The 19,938-nt window shown below is 65.7% G+C and carries 16 protein-coding genes and 1 tRNA gene; 6 read left to right on the top strand and 11 right to left on the bottom strand.

Going from position 1 to position 19,938, the window contains the following annotated elements; all coding sequences use genetic code 11:
* Positions 1 to 4 precede the first annotated feature (4 nt).
* The 9 genes from infB to AC07YZ_RS01990 all read right to left on the bottom strand — a co-directional run bounded on the left by infB (position 5) and on the right by AC07YZ_RS01990 (position 12,134).
* The gene (gene infB / locus AC07YZ_RS02030; protein WP_226492973.1) at positions 5 to 2,884 is read right to left on the bottom strand and encodes a translation initiation factor IF-2; all 2,880 of its coding nucleotides are present in this window, start codon (positions 2,882 to 2,884) and stop codon (positions 5 to 7) included.
* A gap of 31 nt (positions 2,885 to 2,915) precedes the next feature.
* A complete protein-coding gene (gene nusA, locus AC07YZ_RS02025; RefSeq protein ID WP_226492974.1) occupies positions 2,916 to 4,415 on the bottom strand; it encodes a transcription termination factor NusA in 1,500 nt (499 codons plus the stop codon).
* Positions 4,416 to 4,494: 79 nt separating this feature from the next.
* Positions 4,495 to 5,085, bottom strand: coding sequence for a ribosome maturation factor RimP (gene rimP / locus AC07YZ_RS02020; protein WP_226492975.1), 591 nt, complete (start codon positions 5,083 to 5,085; stop codon positions 4,495 to 4,497).
* 164 nt (positions 5,086 to 5,249) lie between these two features.
* The gene (locus AC07YZ_RS02015; protein ID WP_226492976.1) at positions 5,250 to 5,471 is read right to left on the bottom strand and encodes a DUF2788 domain-containing protein; all 222 of its coding nucleotides are present in this window, start codon (positions 5,469 to 5,471) and stop codon (positions 5,250 to 5,252) included.
* Positions 5,472 to 5,488: 17 nt separating this feature from the next.
* Positions 5,489 to 6,286: a DUF2189 domain-containing protein gene (locus tag AC07YZ_RS02010; protein ID WP_494793526.1), complete on the bottom strand. Its 798-nt coding sequence runs from the start codon at positions 6,284 to 6,286 to the stop codon at positions 5,489 to 5,491.
* 101 nt (positions 6,287 to 6,387) lie between these two features.
* The gene (locus tag AC07YZ_RS02005) at positions 6,388 to 8,073 is read right to left on the bottom strand and encodes an ABC transporter ATP-binding protein (RefSeq protein WP_494793525.1); all 1,686 of its coding nucleotides are present in this window, start codon (positions 8,071 to 8,073) and stop codon (positions 6,388 to 6,390) included.
* Positions 8,070 to 9,098: an ABC transporter permease gene (locus AC07YZ_RS02000; protein WP_226492979.1), complete on the bottom strand. Its 1,029-nt coding sequence runs from the start codon at positions 9,096 to 9,098 to the stop codon at positions 8,070 to 8,072. Before AC07YZ_RS02000 ends, AC07YZ_RS02005 begins: the two co-directional genes overlap by 4 nt.
* Positions 9,099 to 9,103: 5 nt before the next feature.
* A complete protein-coding gene (locus AC07YZ_RS01995; protein WP_226492980.1) occupies positions 9,104 to 10,129 on the bottom strand; it encodes a microcin C ABC transporter permease YejB in 1,026 nt (341 codons plus the stop codon).
* Positions 10,130 to 10,286: 157 nt separating this feature from the next.
* The gene (locus AC07YZ_RS01990; protein ID WP_494793524.1) at positions 10,287 to 12,134 is read right to left on the bottom strand and encodes an extracellular solute-binding protein; all 1,848 of its coding nucleotides are present in this window, start codon (positions 12,132 to 12,134) and stop codon (positions 10,287 to 10,289) included.
* Positions 12,135 to 12,172: 38 nt separating this feature from the next.
* Between AC07YZ_RS01990 and fabI the strand changes: the two genes are divergently transcribed.
* Together fabI and AC07YZ_RS01980 are read left to right on the top strand one after the other, a co-directional pair.
* The gene (gene fabI, locus AC07YZ_RS01985; RefSeq protein ID WP_226492982.1) at positions 12,173 to 12,970 is read left to right on the top strand and encodes an enoyl-ACP reductase FabI; all 798 of its coding nucleotides are present in this window, start codon (positions 12,173 to 12,175) and stop codon (positions 12,968 to 12,970) included.
* A 17-nt stretch (positions 12,971 to 12,987) separates the two neighbouring features.
* On the top strand, positions 12,988 to 13,872 hold the full coding sequence (locus tag AC07YZ_RS01980; protein WP_226492983.1) for a DNA ligase: 885 nt from the start codon (positions 12,988 to 12,990) through the stop codon (positions 13,870 to 13,872).
* 17 nt (positions 13,873 to 13,889) lie between these two features.
* On the opposite strand, the gene AC07YZ_RS01975 is transcribed toward AC07YZ_RS01980, so the two are convergent.
* Both AC07YZ_RS01975 and AC07YZ_RS01970 read right to left on the bottom strand, forming a co-directional pair.
* Complete coding sequence (locus AC07YZ_RS01975) at positions 13,890 to 14,105, bottom strand: HP1242/YdcH family protein (RefSeq protein WP_226492984.1); 216 nt, start codon at positions 14,103 to 14,105, stop codon at positions 13,890 to 13,892.
* A gap of 37 nt (positions 14,106 to 14,142) precedes the next feature.
* On the bottom strand, positions 14,143 to 16,428 hold the full coding sequence (locus tag AC07YZ_RS01970) for an arginine/lysine/ornithine decarboxylase (protein ID WP_226492985.1): 2,286 nt from the start codon (positions 16,426 to 16,428) through the stop codon (positions 14,143 to 14,145).
* Between the two features lie 191 nt (positions 16,429 to 16,619).
* On the opposite strand from AC07YZ_RS01970, the gene AC07YZ_RS01965 reads away from it, so the two are divergent.
* The 4 genes from AC07YZ_RS01965 to AC07YZ_RS01950 all read left to right on the top strand — a co-directional run bounded on the left by AC07YZ_RS01965 (position 16,620) and on the right by AC07YZ_RS01950 (position 19,915).
* Positions 16,620 to 17,045 carry an NfeD family protein gene (locus AC07YZ_RS01965; protein ID WP_226492986.1) on the top strand — a complete coding sequence of 142 codons (426 nt, stop codon included), beginning with the start codon at positions 16,620 to 16,622 and terminating at the stop codon, positions 17,043 to 17,045.
* A gap of 104 nt (positions 17,046 to 17,149) precedes the next feature.
* A complete protein-coding gene (locus AC07YZ_RS01960) occupies positions 17,150 to 18,064 on the top strand; it encodes an SPFH domain-containing protein (RefSeq protein ID WP_068168922.1) in 915 nt (304 codons plus the stop codon).
* A 44-nt stretch (positions 18,065 to 18,108) separates the two neighbouring features.
* Positions 18,109 to 18,198, top strand: a tRNA-Ser gene (locus tag AC07YZ_RS01955).
* 79 nt (positions 18,199 to 18,277) lie between these two features.
* The gene (locus AC07YZ_RS01950) at positions 18,278 to 19,915 is read left to right on the top strand and encodes a hypothetical protein (RefSeq protein WP_494793523.1); all 1,638 of its coding nucleotides are present in this window, start codon (positions 18,278 to 18,280) and stop codon (positions 19,913 to 19,915) included.
* The last annotated feature ends 23 nt before the right edge of the window (positions 19,916 to 19,938 follow it).

The following is a 19,938-nucleotide window of genomic DNA, read 5'->3' as shown; positions in this document are numbered from 1 at the left end:
GGCATCAAAGCGTGCGGGCCACTTCTTTGACTTCGAAGAACTCCAGCTGATCACCCTCGCGGATGTCGTTGTAGTTCTTGAGCTTGATACCGCACTCGAAGCCTTCCTTGACCTCGCGCACGTCGTCCTTGAGGCGCTTGAGGGTGTCGATCTCGCCGGTGTAGACCACCACGTTGTCGCGCAGCAGGCGGAAGTGGGCGTTGCGGGTGACCATGCCCGAGGTGACCATACAGCCGGCCACGGTACCGATCTTGGAGGCCACGAACACGGTGCGGATCTCGGCCGAACCGATGACCTCTTCGCGCTTCTCCGGCGCCAGCATGCCCGACATGGCCGCCTTCAACTCGTCCACGGCGTCGTAGATGATGTTGTAGTAGCGCAGGTCAACGTCGTTGCCCTCGGCCAGCTTGCGTGCGCCCACGTCGGCGCGCACGTTGAAGCCGATGATCACCGCCTTGGAGGCGATGGCCAGGTTGACGTCGGATTCGCTGATGCCGCCGACGCCCGAGAACACCAGCTGCACCTTGACCTCGTCGGTCGAGAGCTTGAGCAGCGAGGCGCCCAGCGCTTCCTGCGAACCCTGCACGTCGGCCTTGACGATGATCGGCAGCACCTTGACTTCGCCGGCGGACATGTCGGTGAACATGTTTTCCAGCTTGGCCGCCTGTTGTTTGGCCAGCTTGGTGTTGCGGAACTTGCCGGCACGGTAGGTGGCGATCTCGCGCGCACGGCGCTCGTCGGTCATCACCATGAAATCGTCGCCGGCCTGAGGCACTTCGGACAGACCCTGGATTTCCACCGGGATGGACGGGCCGGCGGACTTGATGGTCTTGCCGTTCTCGTCGAGCATGGCGCGCACGCGGCCCGAGGTCTGACCGACCAGGATCACGTCGCCGGTCTTGAGCGTGCCGCTCTGCACCAGCACCGTGGCCACCGCGCCGCGTCCTTTGTCCAGACGTGCTTCGATCACCAGACCCTTGGCCATGGCGTCCACCGGCGCTTTGAGCTCCAGCACTTCGGCCTGCAGCAGCACCTGTTCGAGCAACGCGTCCACGCCCTCGCCGGTCTTGGCCGACACGCCCACGAAAGGCACGTCACCACCGAACTCTTCGGGCACGACCTCTTCGGACACCAGTTCCGAGCGCACCTTCTCCAGGTTGATGCCAGGCTTGTCGATCTTGGTCAACGCAACCACCATCGGCACACCCGCCGCTTTCGCGTGCTTGATGGCTTCCTTGGTCTGCGGCATGACGCCGTCGTCGGCTGCACACACCAGAATCACGATGTCGGTGGCCTGTGCACCGCGGGCCCGCATGGCGGTGAACGCCTCGTGACCCGGGGTGTCGAGGAACGAGATCACGCCGCGCGGGGTTTCCACGTGGTAGGCACCGATGTGCTGCGTGATGCCGCCGGCTTCGCCCGCGGCCACTTTGGCGCGGCGGATGTAGTCCAGCAGCGAGGTCTTGCCGTGATCGACGTGACCCATGACGGTGACGACCGGTGCCCGCGGCAGCGACTCGGCTTCGTGTTGGGAGGCGTCCTCGTCGGTGAAGGCTTCCGGGTCGTCCAGCGCGGCCACGACGGCCTTGTGGCCCAGCTCTTCCACCACGATCATGGCGGTGTCCTGGTCCAGCGGCTGGTTGATGGTGACCATCTGGCCGAGCTTCATCAACTGCTTGATGACCTCGGACGACTTCAGACTCATCTTGTGCGCCAGCTCGGCCACCGTGATGGTTTCCGGCACGTGCACTTCGATCACCTTGAACTCGGTCGGCGCCACGAAACTGCTCTGGCCTGCATCACGGCTGTCGCGGTCGTTGCGACGGCCACTGCCACCGCGCGGACCACCGCGCCAGTTGGAGCGGCCGGCGCTGGTGTCGCCGCGGGTCTTGATCTCTTTCTTCTTGGCCGCATCGTCCTTCCAGGTGGAGGACAGGTTCTCGGACTTGACTTCCTTCTTCCCGGCCGCGCCCGGCGCAGCCACCGCGCCGGCCGCTGCGGGAGCGGGCTTGCCGGGCGTCCCGGCGGGCTTGTGCAAGGTGCCTTTGATGCCCGCCTTGGGGTCGGGCGTCGGCTCGGGCTTCTTGGCCACCAGGGTCTTGGCCGGGGCGGCCATCATGGCGCGGATGTTCGCGGCTTCGGCCTCGGCCTTGCGGCGACGCTCCAGCAGATCCTGGGCGCGCAGGTCCTCGGTCTTCTTGGCCTCGGCGTTTTTGTCGGCCAGCACACGGGCGGCCGATTCGCGCTCCAGCGAAGCGGTCTTGGCCTGGGTCTGCTTGGCCGCGCGTTCGGCTTGCGCAGCCTCGTCGCTGACGACGGCTTCTTCCGGCTGTGCCGCGGCGGCCAGGGCCGCCGCTTGCGCTGCCTCGGCCTCAGCCGCAGCGCGGGCCCGTTCGGCCTCGGCCTGGCGGGCCTCTTCGGCTTCGCGCTCCATGCGCTTCTGGGTCAACTCTTCTTCCTGACGGCGCAGCAACTCGGCCTGCCGGCGAGCGTCTTCCTCGCGCCGGGTCAGCTCTTCCGAATCCACCACCGGTGCAGGAGCGACCGGCTCCGCGACCGGTTCGGGCGCGGCAGCGATCTCGTCATCGCGCTTGATGAAAGTGCGCTTCTTGCGCACCTCCACCTGGATCGTGCGGGCACGTCCGGTGGCATCGGCCTGCTTGATTTCAGAGGTCGATTTCTTGACGAGGGTGATCTTCTTGCGCTCACCGCCGCCCGTGCCATGGCTGGCCTTGAGGTGGCCCAGCAACATCTGCTTGTCGGATTCGGTGACCGGATCGGTCCCGGACGTCTTGGGAACCCCGGATGCGGAGAGTTGCTCCAGCAAAACGGAGGTGGGCTTGTTCAGCTCGGCAGCCAATTCGGCGACGGTGGTACTTGTCATAGGTTCTTTTCTCCGCTGGGGCCTCCGCTGGTCAATTCGTGGATTGCGCTTCGTCACCGGTGAACCAGTGCGCGCGGGCCAGCATGATCAGCGCGGTGGCCTCTTCAGGCGTCTGTGCGGTGATGTCGGTCAACTCGTCGGTGGCCAGGTCGGCCAGTTCGTCGCGGGTGTGGATGCCCGCATCGGCGAGTTTGCCGATCAGCTCGGGGGTCACGCCTTCGAGGTCGCGCAGGTCCTGCGAGACTTCCTCGACGCTTTCTTCCCGGGCAATTTCCATGGTCAGCAGGGCATCCTTGGCGCGGGTGCGCAGCTCGTTGACCGTGTCCTCGTCAAAGGACTCGATCTCCAGCATTTCCTGCAGCGGCACGTAGGCCACTTCTTCGAGGCTGGTGAAGCCTTCCTCGATCAGGATGTCGGCGATTTCCTGGTCCACGTCCAGCTTGGCCATGAAAATCTTGCGGATGCCGTCGGCCTCTTCGGCCTGCTTCTGGGCCGACTCGTCGGCCGTCATGATGTTGATGCGCCAGCCGGTCAGCTCGGACGCCAGGCGCACGTTCTGGCCGCCGCGGCCAATGGCGATGGCGAGGTTTTCCTCGTCCACCACCACGTCCATGGCGTGGCGCTCTTCGTCGACCACGATGGACTGCACATTGGCCGGCGCCAGGGCGCCGATGACGAACTGGGCCGGGTCTTCGCTCCAGAGCACGATGTCCACACGCTCGCCGGCGAGTTCGTTGGTCACGCCGTTGACGCGAGAACCCCGCACACCCACGCAGGTTCCGATGGGGTCAATGCGCTTGTCGTTGGTGTGCACCGCGATCTTGGCGCGCGAACCGGGGTCGCGGGCGCAGGTCTTGATCTCGAGCAGGCCCTGTTCGATCTCGGGCACTTCCTGGCGGAACAGTTCGATCATGAACTCGGGCGCCGAGCGCGAGAGCAGGATCGGCGCGCCACGCAGGGTGAGGTCGACCTCCATGATCATGGCGCGCACGCGGTCCCCGGTGCGGAAATTTTCCTTGGGAATCATCTCGCCGCGCTTCAGACGCCCTTCGACACGGCCGCTTTCGACGATCAGGTCGCCCTTGTCCATGCGCTTGACGGTCCCGACAAAGATCTTGTCGCCGCGCGACATGAAGTCGTTGAGCAGCATCTCGCGCTCGGCATCGCGGATTTTTTGCAGGATCACCTGCTTGGCGGCCATGGCGCCGATGCGGCCGATCGGCACGCTCTCGACCGGCTTTTCGATGTAGTCACCCTCTTCGATGTCGGCGATCTCGTCGCGCGCATCGGTCAGCAACTCTTCGGCGTCCGGATTCTGCAGACCGGCCTCATCGGGCACGACGAGCCAGCGACGGAAGGTCTCGTAGGCGCCGGTGTCCGGGTCCATCGCGACACGGATGTCCACATCGCCTTTGTAGAGTTTCTTGGTGGCCGAGGCCAGCGCCAGTTCCACGGCGCCCAGCACCACGTCGCGTTCGACGTTTTTCTCGCGCGAGATGGCATCGATCAGCATCAACATTTCGCGGTTCATATCACTCGCCCACCTTTCCGGATATCGTTTTCAAATTCAAAACAGTTGCTTCCATGCATTTCCACGCTGCGTGCGCCATTCAATGGGGCTCCGCCGCACCTGGGGCCTGCCGGCCCTTGAAATTCACAATGGGCGCCAACCGTGCCTGCTGGACATCGTCCAGCGCAAAGGTCAGCGCCTGCAGGGGCGGCGGCACGCGCTTCTTGCTCACGCGCTGCCCGGGCTTGGGTTCTGGCGCATCGCTCCAGACCACCTGCCACTGCACCCCATCGGCGGCGCGCTCCAGCGTGCCGCGAAATTTTTTCCGATTGGCCGAAACGTCCGTTCCCGTGGCACCGATCGGCGCTCTCAGGGTGATGTCCACCACGTGGCCAACGAAGCGGACGTAATCGATCTCGCGCTTGAGCGGCCGGTCAATGCCCGGCGACCCCACTTCCAGCCTCCGGTACTCCAGCCCCTCAACCTCCAGCAGGTACTGCAGCTGGCGGGTGATTTTCTCGCAATCTTCCACCGTCACGAAACGCTCAACCGGCGCTTCCTGCCCGTCTTGCGGGGCCTGCCATGGCCAGTCGATGGTGACCCGCAGCAAACCACTGGCGGAGCGTTCGAGGTCCACCAGGTCGTAACCCAGTCCGGTGACGGTTTGCTCTACGGTGTCTTGCCAAGCCATCTTGTGTGGTGTCTGCCCTGAGGGTTTGCGTGGAGGGAAAAGCGTTCGGCCAAAAAAAATGGGCCGGTAGTAACCCGCCCATTTGGTCGTGAAGCCGGGATTGTAACCCGTCTACTCCCCCATTGGCAAGATCACACGGCTGGCCAGGCCCCGAGGCGCCGGATTCATATCCCAAGCGCCCATTGGATGATGTTTTTGGCCAGGAAACCCAGCATGCCGAACGACAACACCAGGAAAAGAATGAAGGTTCCGAATTTGCCCGCTTTGGATTCCAGCGCCAGGTTCAACACGATGAACAGCATGTACAGAATGAACGCGCCGACACCGAAGGTCAGCCCGAATTGGGCGATCTGACCTTCGGTGTAGCCAAAAAGGGTGGTTTCCATGATGAAAGTGTTGGGATTCAGGTCGGGGTCGGCGCGGGCGCCTGGGGGGCGGGCGGGCGCTGGCTCAGATCGCAGTAGGCGTGCCAGCTGGCGTGGGCGATCACCGGGATGAGGACGATCAGGCCCAGCAGCGCCGTGAGCATGCCGATGCCGGCCAGCACGGCGATCACCAGTGCCCACAGCGCCATGGGGCCCGGGTGGTTCGCCACCGCACGCCAGCTCTCGGCCACCGCCATGCTCACCGGCACCGAGGTGTCCACCAGCATCGGCAGCGCCACCACACTGGACGCATAGACCGGAGCCGCCAGCAGCGCGCCCATCAGCAACCAGACTTCAAACAGGCCAATGTCGCGCACCAGCACCACGTGGCGCAGGAAGTCGACCGGTTTCAGGATCGGTTCGGGCGACCACAGTGTGATCAGGCCCGCGGAGGTGAGCACCCAGCCGGTGCCCGCCAGCCCCAGCAGCAGGCCGAAACGCACCAGCCGGCCGTCGCCCGAGCGCCAGAGCTGGGCCACCTCGGCCATGCCCACGCAGCGACCGCTGCTGCGGGCCCGGCTGACGTGGTACAGCCCGGTGGCCAGGATGGGGGCGACGATGAGAAAACCCGAAAACGCACCCGCGAGCCACCAGAACTGGTCGCGCGCGGCCCACAGCAGCAGCCAGCCGAAGGCGGCCAGCAGCAGGCCGTGGATCAGGCCCGGTGCCGGGTTGCGCCGCAGATCGGCCCAGCCCAGCGCCAGCCAGCGCAGGGGCGAGCGCAGGGTGACGGGGGCTGACGAGGTGGTGGCCGGGGGGGATAGCCTGTCGTTCATGCTGATGTCCAGAAGACGGAGGGCCGGGCAAACCGCGTGTTGTAGCCGGTCGGCCCCCGTTTGAGGTTGATAAAAGTCAAGAGGCCACAGTGTGGCCCCTCTCAAGACGATGCTTGAACCAGGATGCGGGTGTAGGAATGCCCGGGCGATTCCAGCACGGTTTGCACGGGCCCTTGCTCGACCACCTGGCCGTCCTTCATGACCAGCACGTCGTGCGCCATGGCCCGGATCACGTCCACATCGTGGGTGATGAGCAGATAGCTCAGGCCGCGCTCGCGCTGCAGGCGCTGCAGCAGGCCCAGCACCTGCTTCTGCACCGTCACATCCAGCGCACTGGTCGGCTCGTCGAGCACCAGCAAGCGCGGCCCCACGATCAGCGCGCGCGCGATGGCCAGGCGCTGGCGCTGGCCACCGGAAAACTCGTGCGGGTAGCGCTGCAGCCAGTCGCTGCCGTGGCGCGGATCGTCCACCAGGCCCACGTCGGCCAACGCGACCACCACCCGCTCCCGCCGCTGGGCGGCAGTGAGTTGCGGCTGGTGCACCAGCAGACCCTCCCCCACGATCTGCTCGATCGTCATGCGCGGCGAGAGCGACGAAAACGGGTCCTGGAACACCACCTGGATGCGCTGTCGCAGGGCGCGGGTCTGCCCCGCACGCAAGGCCTCGGGCCAGCCCTGCCCCGTCACGGCCAGCTCGCCGCCGTGCGGCAGCAGGCCCAGCACCGCCAGGGCCAGCGTGGACTTGCCGGAGCCGGATTCGCCGATCACCCCCAGGGTCTGGCCGGGCGCGATGTCCAGGTCGGCGCCCTGCACCGCCACGAACTCGCCTTTTCTGAACCAGCCGCGCACCCCCGGCAAGGGCACGGTGTACCCCACCCGCAGCCCCCGCGCCCGCAACACCGGCTCCGCCGCAGCCTGAGCCGTGGCCGCCACGTCGCGCTCGGGCTTGCTGGCCAGCAGCCTGCGGGTGTAGGCGTGCTGCGGCGCGCCGAACACCTCGGCCACGCCCCCCTGCTCCACCAGATGGCCGCGCTCCATCACCGCCACGCGGTCGGCGAACCGGCGCACCAGGTTCAGGTCGTGGGTGATCAGCAACACCGCCATGCCGTGCTGGCGCTGCAGATCGGCCAGCAGGTCGAGGACCTGGCCGCGCAGACTCACGTCGAGCGCGGTGGTGGGCTCGTCGGCCAGCAGCAGCTTCGGACTGCTGGCCAGCGCCATGGCGATCATGGCGCGCTGGCGCTGGCCGCCACTGAGCTGGTGCGGAAAGGCGTTGGCACGCCGCGCCGGCTCGGGAATGCCGGTGGAGGCCAGCAACTCGACCGTGGCCGCCAGCGCCTGCCGGGGCGTGAGGCCCTTCTTGAGCTGCAGCACCTCGCCGATCTGGTCGCCCACGGTGTAGAGCGGGTTGAGCGCGGTCATGGGCTCCTGGAAGATGATGGCCACCTCGTCGCCACGCACGCCGCGCAACTGGTGTTCGCTCATCTGCAGCAGATCGCGCCCTTGCAGCAGCGCCGAGCCGCTGACCTCGGCGTTGTGCACCAGGCGCAGCAGCGAAAGTGCCGAAACCGTCTTGCCCGAGCCGGACTCCCCCACCAGGGCCAGCTTTTCGCCGGCCCGGATGGAGAAATCGATGCCGTGCACGACTTCCTGGCCACCGAACGCCACACGCAAACCTTTGACGTCGAGCAGCGCAGGGCCGAGCCCCACCGCCGGGCCGCCCCAAGGCGGGGCAGCCCCCTCAGGGGGCAGCGAACCACGCGCAGCGGGGAGCGTGGGGGCGCTCATTGGTCGGCCTTGCGTGGATCGAGCGCATCGCGCAACGCGTCGCCCATGAAGGTCAGCAGCAGCAGCGTGATCACCAGCACGGCGAAGGTGGACATGGAGATCCACCAGGCGTCGATGTTGTTCTTGCCCTGGCTGAGCAGCTCGCCCAGCGACGGCGTGCCCGGCGGCACGCCCAGACCCAGGAAATCCAGCGACGTGAGCGCCAGGATGGCGGCGCTCATGCGGAACGGCAAGAAGGTCACGACCGGCGTGAGGCTGTTGGGCAAGACATGGCGCCAGATGATCTGCCAGTTCGACAGGCCCAGGGCACGGGCGGCCCGCACGTAGTCGAGCTGGCGATTGCGCAGGAATTCCGCGCGCACATAGTCCGACAGACCCATCCAGCCAAACAGGCTCAGCAGGATCAGCAACAGGCTGAGGCTGGGCGCGAACACGGCGGAGAAGATGATGAGCAGGTAAAGCTCGGGCATGGAGCCCCAGATTTCGATGAAACGCTGGAACGCCAGGTCGGTCTTGCCACCAAAGAAGCCCTGGATGGCCCCCGTGACCACCCCCAGCGCCACACCGATGGCGGTGAGTGCCAGTCCAAACAGCACGCTGACGCGAAAACCGTAGATCAATTGGGCCAGCAGGTCGCGCCCGCGGTCGTCGGTGCCAAACAGGTTGTCGCGGGTGGGCGATGAGGGGTTGGGCTCTTTCGCGAAGTAGTTGAGTGTCTTCGGGCCATAGGGGTTGGGCGCGTAGAGCGCCCAGTTGTCGCCCCGGCTCAGTTGTTCGCGAATGAAGGGGTCCAGGTAATCGGTGGTGGTTTCGAAGTCGCCCCCGAACACGGTTTCCGGATAGTCGCGCACCATGGGAAAGTAGGTTTGCCCCTCGTAGCGCACGAGCAACGGCCGGTCGTTGGACAACAGCTCGGCGAACAGGCTGGCCACCACCAGCACGCAAAAGATCACCAGACTCCAGTAACCCAGGCGGTTGCGTTTGAAGCGCTGCCAGGCGCGGCGGGAGGGGGAAGCGGCGGCCATTTCGCTCAATCAAACTTGACGCGCGGGTCCACCCACACGTAGCAGAGATCGGAAACCAGCTTGGTCACCAGCCCGATCAGCGTGAAGAAGAACAGCGTTCCCAGCACCACGGGGTAGTCGCGCCGGATCACGCTCTCGTAGCTCAGCAGGCCCAGACCGTCCAGCGAGAACAGGGTCTCGATCAGCAGCGAGCCGGCGAAAAACGCACCGATGAAGGCCGACGGAAAGCCGGTGACGATGGGAATGAGCGCGTTGCGAAAGATGTGCTTCCACAGCACCTGGCGCTCGCTCAGGCCCTTGGCGCGTGCCGTCACCACATACTGTTTGCGGATTTCCTCCAGGAAGGCGTTCTTGGTCAACATGGCCGTGACCGCGAAACTGCCCAGCACCATGGCCGTCACCGGCAGGGTGATGTGCCAGAGGTAGTCCACGATGCGCGCCCCCCAGCTGAGCTCCTCCCAGTTGGACGAGGTGAGGCCGCGCAGCGGAAACCACTGCAATTGCCCGCCAAAGATCACCAGCAGCGCCACACCCAGCACAAAACCGGGGATCGCGTAGCCCACCAGCACCAGCAGCGTGGTGACCAGATCGAAGCGCGAACCGGCCCGCACCGCCTTCGCCACCCCCAGCGGCACGGCCACCAGGTAGCTGATGAAGAAGGTCCACAGGCCCAGACTGATCGACACCGGCAGCTTTTCGATGATGAGTTCCGACACCGCCTTGTTCTGGAAGAAACTGGTGCCCAGGTCAAACCGCGCGAACTGCCCCAGCATCTGAACGAAGCGCTGGTGGGCCGGCTTGTCAAAGCCGTACAGCGCCTTGATCTGCTCCAGCCGCTGCGGGTCCACGCCCTGGGCGCCGCGGTACACCGAGCCCCCTTCGGCGCCGCCGCCCCGCCCGGTGCGCGCCTCGGCCAGGTACTGGTCCACCGGCCCGCCGGGCACGAACTGGATCACCACGAAGGTGAGCAACAGGACCCCGAACAGCGTCGGGATCATGAGCAGGAGGCGTTTGAGGATGTAGACCCACATGGTCAGTTTGTAACCGATGACGGGCCTGCACCCGCAGTTTTCCGGAGCGCGTCACGCCCGCCGGGAACGCCGCGGAACCGCCCTTCGACAAGCTCTGGCCGGGTCGCTGGCGTTGCTCCCTCGTGGGGGTGACGTGCAAAACGCGGCGCGGGGGTGATCACCGCTTGCTCCACCAGGTATCGATCGCCCAGGTTTCCCCGGCGGCGTAAGGCGGCATGTCTTTCGGTCGCTCCAGCCGCCAGGCGTTGTAGACCATGCGGTGGGTGGTCGCGGACCACTGCGGGATCAGGTAGTGGCTGTGGCTGATGACGCGGTCCAGCGCCCGGCAGGCGGCCAGGAACTCCGGCTTCGAGCGGGCGTTGGTCATGCGCGCGATGAGGGTGTCCACCGCCGGGTTGTTCACGCCGGCGAAGTTGCCGGAGTCTTCGGTTTTTGCGGCCTGGCTACCGAACAGGTCGGCGTATTCGGCGCCGGGGTTGTGCGTGCCGCCGAAGGCGATGGAGATGATGTCGAAGTCGAAACCGCGCAGCCGCTGCTGGTACAGCGCGAAATCCACGGGCCGGAACTTCAGTTGAATGCCGAGCTTTTCAAGGTTGCGCGCCCAGGGCATGACCACCCGGACCCCGGTTTCGGCGCTGTCCAGGTACTCCAGCACCATGGCCTGTCCCTGCGCGTTGCGCAGCTGCCCCCCCTGCACGGTCCAGCCCGCCTCACGCAACAGCGCCTGGGCGCGGCGCAGGTTGGACCGCAGCGAATGCCCGCCATCGGTGCGCGGCGGGGTGTACATGGGCCCGAAGGCCGCCGCAGGCAATTGAGCACGCCAGCGCTGCATGAGCGCCAGTTCATCCGGCCCGGGCTCACCGGTGGGCGAACAATCGGTGTTGCCGAACAGACCCTGCACCCGCTGGTAGGAGCCGTAGAACATCTGGCGGTTCATCCACTCGTAGTCCATCGCCAGCCCCAGCGCCTCGCGCACGCGGATGTCGGCGAGCAGCGGACGGCGGGTGTTGAGCACATAGCTCTGGAAACCCATGGGCAAGCGGTGGCTGAACTCGGCCTTGACCAGTTCGCCGGTGTTGAAGCGTTTGCCGCTGACCCGGCGCGCCCAGTCGCCGGCCGAGAAGAAGCGCATCAGATCGAACTCGCCCGCCTTCAGCGCTTCCAGCCGCGCGGTGTTGTCCTTGTAGATCTTGACCGTGATGCGGTCGAAGTTGGCGGTGCCCCGACGCACCGGCAGGTCGCGCGCCCAGTAGGCCGGGTCGCGCACGTAGGTGATGTCCTTGCCGAACTGCACCGGGCCGATCCTGTAGGGGCCACTGCCGATGGGCAGGTCCATCACCACCTGGTCGAAGGTCTTGCGTTGACCGGTTTTGGGATCCTTGGTATCGCCCCAGGCGCGGCTGAACACCGGCAGCCCGCCCACGGTGAGCGGCAGTTCGCGGTTGGGCTTCTTGAAGCGGTAGCGCACGGTGCGCTCGTCCAGCACATCCAGCCCGGCCACGTCCTCAAGGATGGTCTTGTAGGCGGGCGAGGTGTATGGCCCCATCAGGGTGTCAAAGCTGTGTTTCACATCGGCGGCCAGCACCGGGTCACCGTTGTGGAAACGGGCCTCGCGCCGCAGGCGGAAGGTGACCGACAGGCCGTCGCCAGCCGCGCTCACGTCTTCGGCCAGCAGGCCGTAGCCGGCCCCGGTTTCGTCCAGCGAGCCGGTCAGGAGCGTGTCGAACATCAGGTCCGACAGATAGGCCGGCGCATTGCCGCGCAAGGTGAACGGGTTGTACTTGTCGAAAGTCGATACCCGCAGATTGCTCACCAGCCGCAGCTCACCGCCTTTGGGCGCGGCCGGATTCACATAGGCGAAATGCGCGAACCCGTCCGGGTACTTCAAATCACCCCACAGGGCATAACCGTGTGCCGCCCAGGCGCCCGGGCTGAACCACAACGCCACGGCGGCCGCGCACAAGCTGAACCAGCGTGAACGGAGGCGGAGACGGAAAAAGCGCATGCGACAATTCTGCTGGAAATTTCTCTGGAGTTTGAGCAATGGGTTTTCTCGCTGGCAAGAAACTGCTGATCACGGGTGTGCTGTCCAACCGCTCCATCGCTTACGGCGTCGCCAAAGCCTGCCATGCGCAAGGTGCCGAGCTCGCGTTCAGCTACGTGGGTGAGCGTTTCAAGGACCGCATCACCGAGTTCGCGGCCGAATTCGACTCCCAGCTCATATTCGATTGCGACGTGAGCGACGACGCGCAGATCGACCGGATGTTCGCCGATCTGGCGCAGGCCTGGCCCAGGTTCGACGGCTTCGTGCACAGCATCGGTTTCGCTCCACGCGAAGCCATCGCCGGTGATTTTCTCGACGGCCTGTCGCGCGAGAACTTCCGCGTCGCCCACGACATCAGCGCCTACAGCTTCCCAGCCATGGCCAAGGCGGCCCTGCCCTACCTCAACGACCGCGCCGCCCTGCTCACGCTGAGCTACCTGGGCGCCCTGCGCATCATTCCCCACTACAACACCATGGGCCTGGCCAAGGCCAGCCTGGAAGCCTCGGTGCGCTACCTGGCCGAATCGCTGGGACCGCGGGGCATGCGCGTCAACGGCATCAGCGCCGGCCCGATCAAGACCCTGGCCGCCAGCGGCATCAAGGACTTCGGCAAGCTGCTGGGCATGGTCGCGGCCGCCTCGCCCCTGCGCCGCAACATCACCATCGACGACGTGGGCAACGTGGCCGCCTTCCTCCTGTCCGATCTGGCCTCGGGCGTCACGGCCGAGATCACCTATGTGGATGGCGGCTTCAGCCAGACCGCAGGCGCCAGCCGCGACAGCGAACCGGTGGCCTGAGCACCGCTCGCCCCCCGATGCTTCGCCGCCGGCCGTTTCTAGCGCTGCTGGGCGCCGCCTTGGCAGCGCCGCGCTGGGCCGCGGCCAAAGACCAACCCGCGCTCATGCTGGCCGGGGTGTACCGGCCCGGCGTGCGGCTCGACGCCTATTGGGTCAGTGAAAAATACGATGGGTTGCGGGGCTATTGGGACGGCCAGCGGCTGCTGACCCGTGGTGGCGAAGTGGTGCAGACGCCCGCCTGGTTCACCGCGGGCTGGCCGGCCCAGCCCATGGACGGCGAGCTCTGGGCCGGTCGGGGCCGGTTCGAGCAGACGATGTCCACCGTGCGGCAGCAGACACCCGACGACGAGGCCTGGCGCGCGATCCGTTTCATGGTGTTTGACTTGCCAGCGCACCCGGGCACCTTCTCGGAACGGCTGCAGGCCTACCGGCAGCAAGTGGCGCGACTGGGCCAAGCCTGGGTGCAGGCGGTGCCGCAGGAGCGGGTGGGCAGCCACGCGGCCCTGATGGCCCGGCTGGACCGCGTGGTGCGCGACGGGGGCGAGGGTTTGATGCTGCACCGCGGCGATTCGCTCTACCGCGGCGTTCGCAGCGACGATCTGCTCAAGCTCAAGACCCACGAAGACGCCGAGGCCCAAGTCGTGGCCCACCTGCCGGGCCGGGGCAAATACGCGGGTCTCATGGGGGCCTTGCTGGTGCAGACCCCCGACGGTCGGCGCTTCCGCCTGGGCTCCGGGTTCAGCGATGCCCAGCGCCGCCACCCACCGGCGGTGGGCGCCTGGGTCACGTACCGTTTTCGGGGTCTGCACGAGAGCGGGTTGCCCCGCTTTGCCAGTTTTGCGCGTGTGCGCGAAGGCCTGGATCTGAACGCGCCGGACGGTGCGGCGGCTCAGCGGCCCTGAGCCAGGGCCTTGGGTGCTCAGGAATCGGCCTGACGCAGCAGACCGTAGATCTGGTCCTTGAGCATCAGTTTTTCCTTTTTCAGCGCTTCAATCTGGATCTGCGTGGCAGGCTCGATGTGCGCTTCCATATTTCGGATGGTCTGGTCCAGTGCATTGTGTTTGTCGAACAGGCGTGTGAAGTGAACATCGTGGCTCTTGAGCCTTGAGATCAGTTCTCGGTATTCTGGAAACATGGGTGCTCCTTGCTGAACCGGGTTGGAAAAGCACAGGTTACCCCGCCTTCACGCAATCGGCAAAGTAGTGCTTGCGCCCATCGTCGCCCACCACCTCCACCAGGCCGTGGATGTCGGTTTCGAAGCCCGGGCACTGGGTGTTGAACTCGCGCGCGAACTTCAGGTAGTCCACGATCTTCTTGTTGAAGACCTCGCCCGGGATCAGCAGCGGGATGCCGGGCGGGTACGGCGTGACCAGGCTGGTGGTGATGCGGCCTTCGAGCTCGTCGATCGGCACCCGCTCGGTGGTGCGGTGCGCGATGTGCGCGAAGGCGTCGCTGGGCTTCATGGCGGGCGTGAGGTCGCTCAGGTACATCTCGGTGGTCAGGCGCGCGATGTCGTAGCGCGCGTACAGCGCGTGCACGTGCTGGCACAGGTCGCGCAGCCCCATCTGTTCGTAGCGCGGATGTTTCTGGCAGAACTCGGGCAGGATGCGCCACATCGGCTGGTTCTTGGCGTAGTCGTCCTTGAACTGCTGCAGCGCGGTCAGCAAGGTGTTCCAGCGGCCCTTGGTGATGCCGATGGTGAACATGATGAAGAAGCTGTAGAGCCCGGTCTTTTCCACCACCACGCCGTGCTCGGCCAGGAACTTGGTGACGATGGAAGCGGGAATGCCGGTGGTCTCGAAGCGGCCGTCCAGGTTCAGGCCCGGCGTGACGATGGTGGCCTTGATCGGGTCGAGCATGTTGAAGCCCGGCGCCATGTCGCCAAAGCCGTGCCAGTCCTTGGCCGTGGCCTGCGAGCCCGACGGGTCGGGGTTGAGCACCCAGTCGGTCGCTTCGCCCATGCCCTCGTCGGCCAGATCGTCCGGGCCCCAGACCTGGAACCACCAGTCGTCCTGGCCAAACTCGGCGTCGATCTTGCGCATGGCGCGGCGGAAGTCCAGCGCTTCGAAAATGCTCTCTTCGACCAGCGCCTTGCCCCCGGGCGGCTCCATCATGGCCGCGGCCACGTCGCAGCTGGCGATGATCGCGTACTGTGGGCTGGTGCTGGTGTGCATCAGGTAGGCCTCGTTGAAGAGGTGGCGGTCGAGCTTGACGTGCTGCGAGTCCTGCACCAGCACGTGGCTGGCCTGGCTGATGCCGGCCAGCAGCTTGTGGATGGACTGCGTGGCGTACACCACCGACTCCATCGGGCGCGCCCGCTTCTTGCCCATGGCGTGGAAATTGCCGTAGAACGGGTGGAACGCCGCGTGCGGCAGCCAGGCCTCGTCAAAGTGCAGGTTGGCCACGTAGCCATCGAGCATCTGCTTGATGGCCTCGGTGTTGTAGAGCACGCCGTCGTAGGTGGACTGGGTGAGCGTGAGCACGCGCGGCTTCACGGTATCGGCATCGACACCCGCGAGCAGCGGGTTGGCGCGGATCTTGGCCTTGATCGCATCGATCTCGAATTCGCTCTGCGGGATCGGGCCGATGATGCCGTAGTGGTTGCGCGTGGGTTTCAGAAAGACGGGGATCGCGCCCGTCATGATGATGCTGTGCAGGATGGATTTGTGGCAGTTGCGGTCCACCACCACCACATCACCCGGCGCCACCGTGTGGTGCCAGACCATCTTGTTGCTGGTGCTGGTGCCGTTGGTGACGAAGAAGCAGTGGTCGGCGTTGAAGATGCGCGCTGCGTTGCGCTCGCTCGCACCGATCGCACCGTTGTGGTCCAGCAGCTGGCCCAGCTCTTCCACCGCGTTGCAGACGTCGGCGCGCAGCATGTTTTCGCCGAAGAACTGGTGGAACATCTGGCCCACCGGGCTCTTCAGGAACGCCACGCCACCCGAATGCCCCGGGCAGTGCCACGAATAGGAACCGTCCTCGGCGTAGTCCAGCAGCGCCTTGAAGAACGGCGGCTGGATGCCTTCGAGGTAGCTCTTGGCCTCCCGGATGATGTGACGCGCCACGAACTCCGGCGTGTCCTCGAACATGTGGATGAAGCCGTGCAGCTCGCGCAGGATGTCGTTGGGCAGGTGGCGGCTGGTCTTGGTTTCGCCGTAGATGTAGATCGGCACGTCGGCGTTCTTGCGGCGAACCTCTTCGATGAAGTTGCGCAGGTTCAGCACCACCGGATCGAGATCGTCCCCGTGGCTGAACTCTTCGTCGTCGATGGAGAGGATGAACGCGCTGGCCCGGCTCTGCTGCTGGGCGAACTGGCTCATGTCGCCGTAGCTGGTGACCCCGACCACTTCGAAGCCCTCGGTTTCGATCGCCTGCGCCAGCGCGCGAATGCCCAGACCCGAGGTGTTCTCGGAGCGGAAGTCCTCGTCGATGATGACGATGGGAAAACGGAATTTCATGGCAATCTCCAGCCGCAGGACGACTCTCGGGTTCAAAAGAAACTAGGCAGGCGCGAAGTGTACGGAAAACAGGGGAGGCGCCCTGGGGCGCCCGGCCTTTTGGCGCAGAATGTGGCGCTGGTTACACAAACGTTTCGCCGTGGCCCGGGCCTGCGGCGATGTCATGTCTTTTTGATCGGGCGGTGGTATTCATGTCGGATTCAACCCTTTGGTGGCTGCTGGCCGGTTCCACGGTGGCGCTGGAGCTGTTCACGGGCACGTTCTACCTGCTGATGCTGGCCGTGGGCATGGTCGCCGCCGCCCTGGTGGCCCACACCGGCGCAGGAACCGCGACCCAGCTGATCACCGCCGCGGTGGTCGGGTCGGCCGCCGTGGTGGGCTGGTATCTGATCAAGCGGCGCAGCCCGGCCGACCCATCGGTGCGCGCCATGCGCAGCGTGAACCTGGATGTGGGCGAGGTGCTGCAGATCGAAGAATGGCAGGCCGACGGCACCGCCCTGGTGAAGTACCGGGGCGCGCAATGGACCGTGATCCAGCGCCCGGGCAACGCGGCGGTGCCGGGCGCCTACCGGGTGGCCGAGCTGGTGGGCAACCGCCTGCTGGTGGAAAAGGTCTGAGAGGCCGAGGCGGCCGCTGGCGGCGCAGCCGCAGCCCATTCTTCAAACCCGCGCACAACTGCGCTACCCTCCCCCCTCCTCAACTTTTCACAAAGCGACAAGTCATGGAAATTGCCGTCATCCTGTTCGTCATCGCCGCGATCTTCATCACCCGCTCGATCAAGGTCGTGCCCCAGCAGAACGCCTGGGTGGTTGAACGCCTGGGCAAGTACCACTCTTCCCTGGCGCCCGGCCTGAACTTCCTCGTGCCCTTCGTCGACAAAGTGGCCTACAAGCACAGCCTGAAGGAAATCCCGCTGGACGTGCCCAGCCAGGTCTGCATCACGCGCGACAACACCCAGCTGCAGGTGGACGGCATCCTGTACTTCCAGGTCACCGACCCGATGCGCGCCAGCTACGGCTCGTCCAACTACATCATCGCCGTCACCCAGTTGGCGCAGACGTCGCTGCGCTCGGTCATCGGCAAGCTCGAACTCGACAAGACCTTCGAAGAGCGTGACATCATCAACGCCCAGGTGGTGCACGCCATCGACGAGGCCGCGCTCAACTGGGGCGTGAAGGTGCTGCGCTATGAAATCAAGGACCTCACACCGCCCAAGGAAATCCTGCTGGCCATGCAGGCGCAGATCACCGCCGAGCGCGAGAAGCGGGCCCTGATCGCCGCCTCCGAAGGCCGCCGCCAGGAGCAGATCAACATCGCGACCGGCGAGCGCGAGGCCTTCATCGCCCGCTCTGAGGGTGAAAAGCAGGCCGCCATCAACAACGCCCAGGGCGAGGCCGCGGCCATCACCGCGGTGGCCGACGCCACCGCACAGGCCATCGAACGCATCGCCACCGCCATCCGCCAGCCCGGCGGTGAGCAGGCGGTGCAGCTCAAAGTGGCCGAACGCGCCGTCGATGCCTATGGCAAGGTCGCCGCGGACGCCACCACCACCCTCATCATTCCCGGCAACATGACCGAGGTCGCGGGCCTGATCGGCTCGGCGATGAAGATGATCGGCACCGGCAAAGCGGCCTGATGCCGAAAACAGACCTCGCCGCCTGCTACAATGCGAGGCTTCGCGGAGAGGTGGATGAGCGGTTTAAGTCGCACGCCTGGAAAGCGTGTGTGGGCTAATCCCCACCGCGGGTTCGAATCCCGCCCTCTCCGCCAGTGACATTGCAAACAAGCGCCTTTCGGGGCGCTTTTTTGTGCGCCCGAGATTCGTTCGATCAGTGCTGGAGAACGCTCGATGGATCATCCCGCCGCCACGAAGCGCCCACCGCTGGGCGATGTCCCGAATCCGGCCCGAGCCACCATCCGGGCGCGGGCGACGCCCCAGACCTGGCTCAGGCTGGCGTTTGCGCTGCTGATCGGGCTGGGCCTGTTTCTGCGCATCTGGCAATACGCGTTCAACCGCTCGCTCTGGCTGGACGAAGCCTATCTGGCCACGAGCATCGTTGGCCGCACGATGGCGGACCTGCTGACCCACCCGCTGGCCAACGACCAGGTCGCGCCGCTGGGCTTCCTGTGGCTCGTCAAGATCAGCGTCCTGCTCTGGAACGACAGCGACCTGGCGCTGCGCCTGGTGCCGCTGTTGTCCGGATGCCTGAGCGTGGTGGTGGCCTGGCGCATCGGCCTGCTGACGCTCAGCCATCCTGTCGCCCGTCTGCTGTTCGTCGGCCTGGTCGCGTGTTCTCCGGTGCTCGTGTACTACAGCTCGGAGCTCAAGCAGTATTCGGGCGATGTGCTGGTGGCGATGCTCATCCTCTGGGCGGGTGCCGTGTTCCGGGCCGAACGCTGGCGCTCGGGCGCTGCCGTGCTGGCCATCGCGGGAGGCCTGGGGGTCTGGTTTTCGCACCCGGCCGTGTTTGTCCTGGCGGCGGTGGGTGCCACGCTCTGGCTGGAAATGGCGATACACAGGCAGCACCGCGCCTGGGCGGCGATCTCGGTCGTCGGCCTGATCTGGCTGACGAGTTTCGGGCTCAACTACGAGGTGTCGCTGCGAGCGCTGTCGAGCAAGGGAAGCCTGCTGGGGTTCTGGAGCTTCGCCTACGCCCCCGTGCCGCGTGGCCTTGAAGATCTCTTCTGGTACTGGGAAAACGCCCTGGCCCTGGTGCATCTGGCGCTGCGCCATGTGGGCGTGGCGGGGCACCTCGGTCTGCCCGACTGGTTCGAGCCCCTTAACGTCGCCTTGCTGTGCCTGACCCTGGCCGGTGTGGTGGCGTTGCTGCGCTCACCCGGGCGCCTGGCCGGTTTCCTTGTGCTGTCGGTTCTGTCGGTGTTGCTGGCCTCGGTATTGCACCTGTACCCGTTTCGCTCCCGTCTGATCCTGTTTCTGGTGCCGGTGGTGCTGCTCACCCTCTCGGTGCTGGTCGACCGTGCCCTGCGGTGCCGACACCGCGGCTGTGCCTGGGGCGCCCTCTTTGTCGCGGCCGGCCTGATGGTCGCGACCGGCTCGCTCAGCTTTACGAAAGCCTGGCACCCCTACAACCACTCCAACATCAAAGGAGCCCTGGCCTACGTCCAGATGCACCGCGAGCCGGGCGACCACATCGCGGTCAGCACATGGACAAACAAGGCCTTCAGCCTCTACGCACCAGCATACGGGCTGGACGGTGTTGTGCTGTGGACTTACCTTGACACGCGCAATGTCCAGCACAACGCGTATGCCCTTGTGAGGCGCATCTGCAGCGGCCAGGCCCCGGGGCGCACCTGGATCGTCATCACCCATCGATTCGGGCAAAGACAGGATTTCCTGGCCCACCTGCGAGCGCTCTCACCCGCGTTGCCCGCCTGGGAAGATGCCGACGCAGGCGCCTATCTGTTTGATTTCTCAGGTTCTGCGTACTGCAAGAGGTACACCGCCTCGGCGCCCGTTGGTCGATGATGCCAACGGTGCGGCACACTGCA

The sequence above is a fragment of the Hydrogenophaga sp. GW101-3F08 genome (assembly GCF_059424585.1).
Note: the sequence above shows the minus strand (reverse complement) of the source record. Positions and strands in the feature narration are given on the sequence as shown.

Bases quoted from the DNA above. Each gene is read 5' to 3' on its own strand.
- infB (WP_226492973.1), bottom strand. From the start codon at position 2,884: ATGACAAGTACCACCGTCGCCGAATTGGCTGCCGAGCTGAACAAGCCC.
- nusA (WP_226492974.1), bottom strand. From the start codon at position 4,415: ATGAACCGCGAAATGTTGATGCTGATCGATGCCATCTCGCGCGAGAAA.
- rimP (WP_226492975.1), bottom strand. From the start codon at position 5,085: ATGGCTTGGCAAGACACCGTAGAGCAAACCGTCACCGGACTGGGTTAC.
- AC07YZ_RS02015 (WP_226492976.1), bottom strand. From the start codon at position 5,471: ATGGAAACCACCCTTTTTGGCTACACCGAAGGTCAGATCGCCCAATTC.
- AC07YZ_RS02010 (WP_494793526.1), bottom strand. From the start codon at position 6,286: ATGAACGACAGGCTATCCCCCCCGGCCACCACCTCGTCAGCCCCCGTC.
- AC07YZ_RS02005 (WP_494793525.1), bottom strand. From the start codon at position 8,073: ATGAGCGCCCCCACGCTCCCCGCTGCGCGTGGTTCGCTGCCCCCTGAG.
- AC07YZ_RS02000 (WP_226492979.1), bottom strand. From the start codon at position 9,098: ATGGCCGCCGCTTCCCCCTCCCGCCGCGCCTGGCAGCGCTTCAAACGC.
- AC07YZ_RS01995 (WP_226492980.1), bottom strand. From the start codon at position 10,129: ATGTGGGTCTACATCCTCAAACGCCTCCTGCTCATGATCCCGACGCTG.
- AC07YZ_RS01990 (WP_494793524.1), bottom strand. From the start codon at position 12,134: ATGCGCTTTTTCCGTCTCCGCCTCCGTTCACGCTGGTTCAGCTTGTGC.
- fabI (WP_226492982.1), top strand. From the start codon at position 12,173: ATGGGTTTTCTCGCTGGCAAGAAACTGCTGATCACGGGTGTGCTGTCC.
- AC07YZ_RS01980 (WP_226492983.1), top strand. From the start codon at position 12,988: ATGCTTCGCCGCCGGCCGTTTCTAGCGCTGCTGGGCGCCGCCTTGGCA.
- AC07YZ_RS01975 (WP_226492984.1), bottom strand. From the start codon at position 14,105: ATGTTTCCAGAATACCGAGAACTGATCTCAAGGCTCAAGAGCCACGAT.
- AC07YZ_RS01970 (WP_226492985.1), bottom strand. From the start codon at position 16,428: ATGAAATTCCGTTTTCCCATCGTCATCATCGACGAGGACTTCCGCTCC.
- AC07YZ_RS01965 (WP_226492986.1), top strand. From the start codon at position 16,620: ATGTCGGATTCAACCCTTTGGTGGCTGCTGGCCGGTTCCACGGTGGCG.
- AC07YZ_RS01960 (WP_068168922.1), top strand. From the start codon at position 17,150: ATGGAAATTGCCGTCATCCTGTTCGTCATCGCCGCGATCTTCATCACC.
- AC07YZ_RS01950 (WP_494793523.1), top strand. From the start codon at position 18,278: ATGGATCATCCCGCCGCCACGAAGCGCCCACCGCTGGGCGATGTCCCG.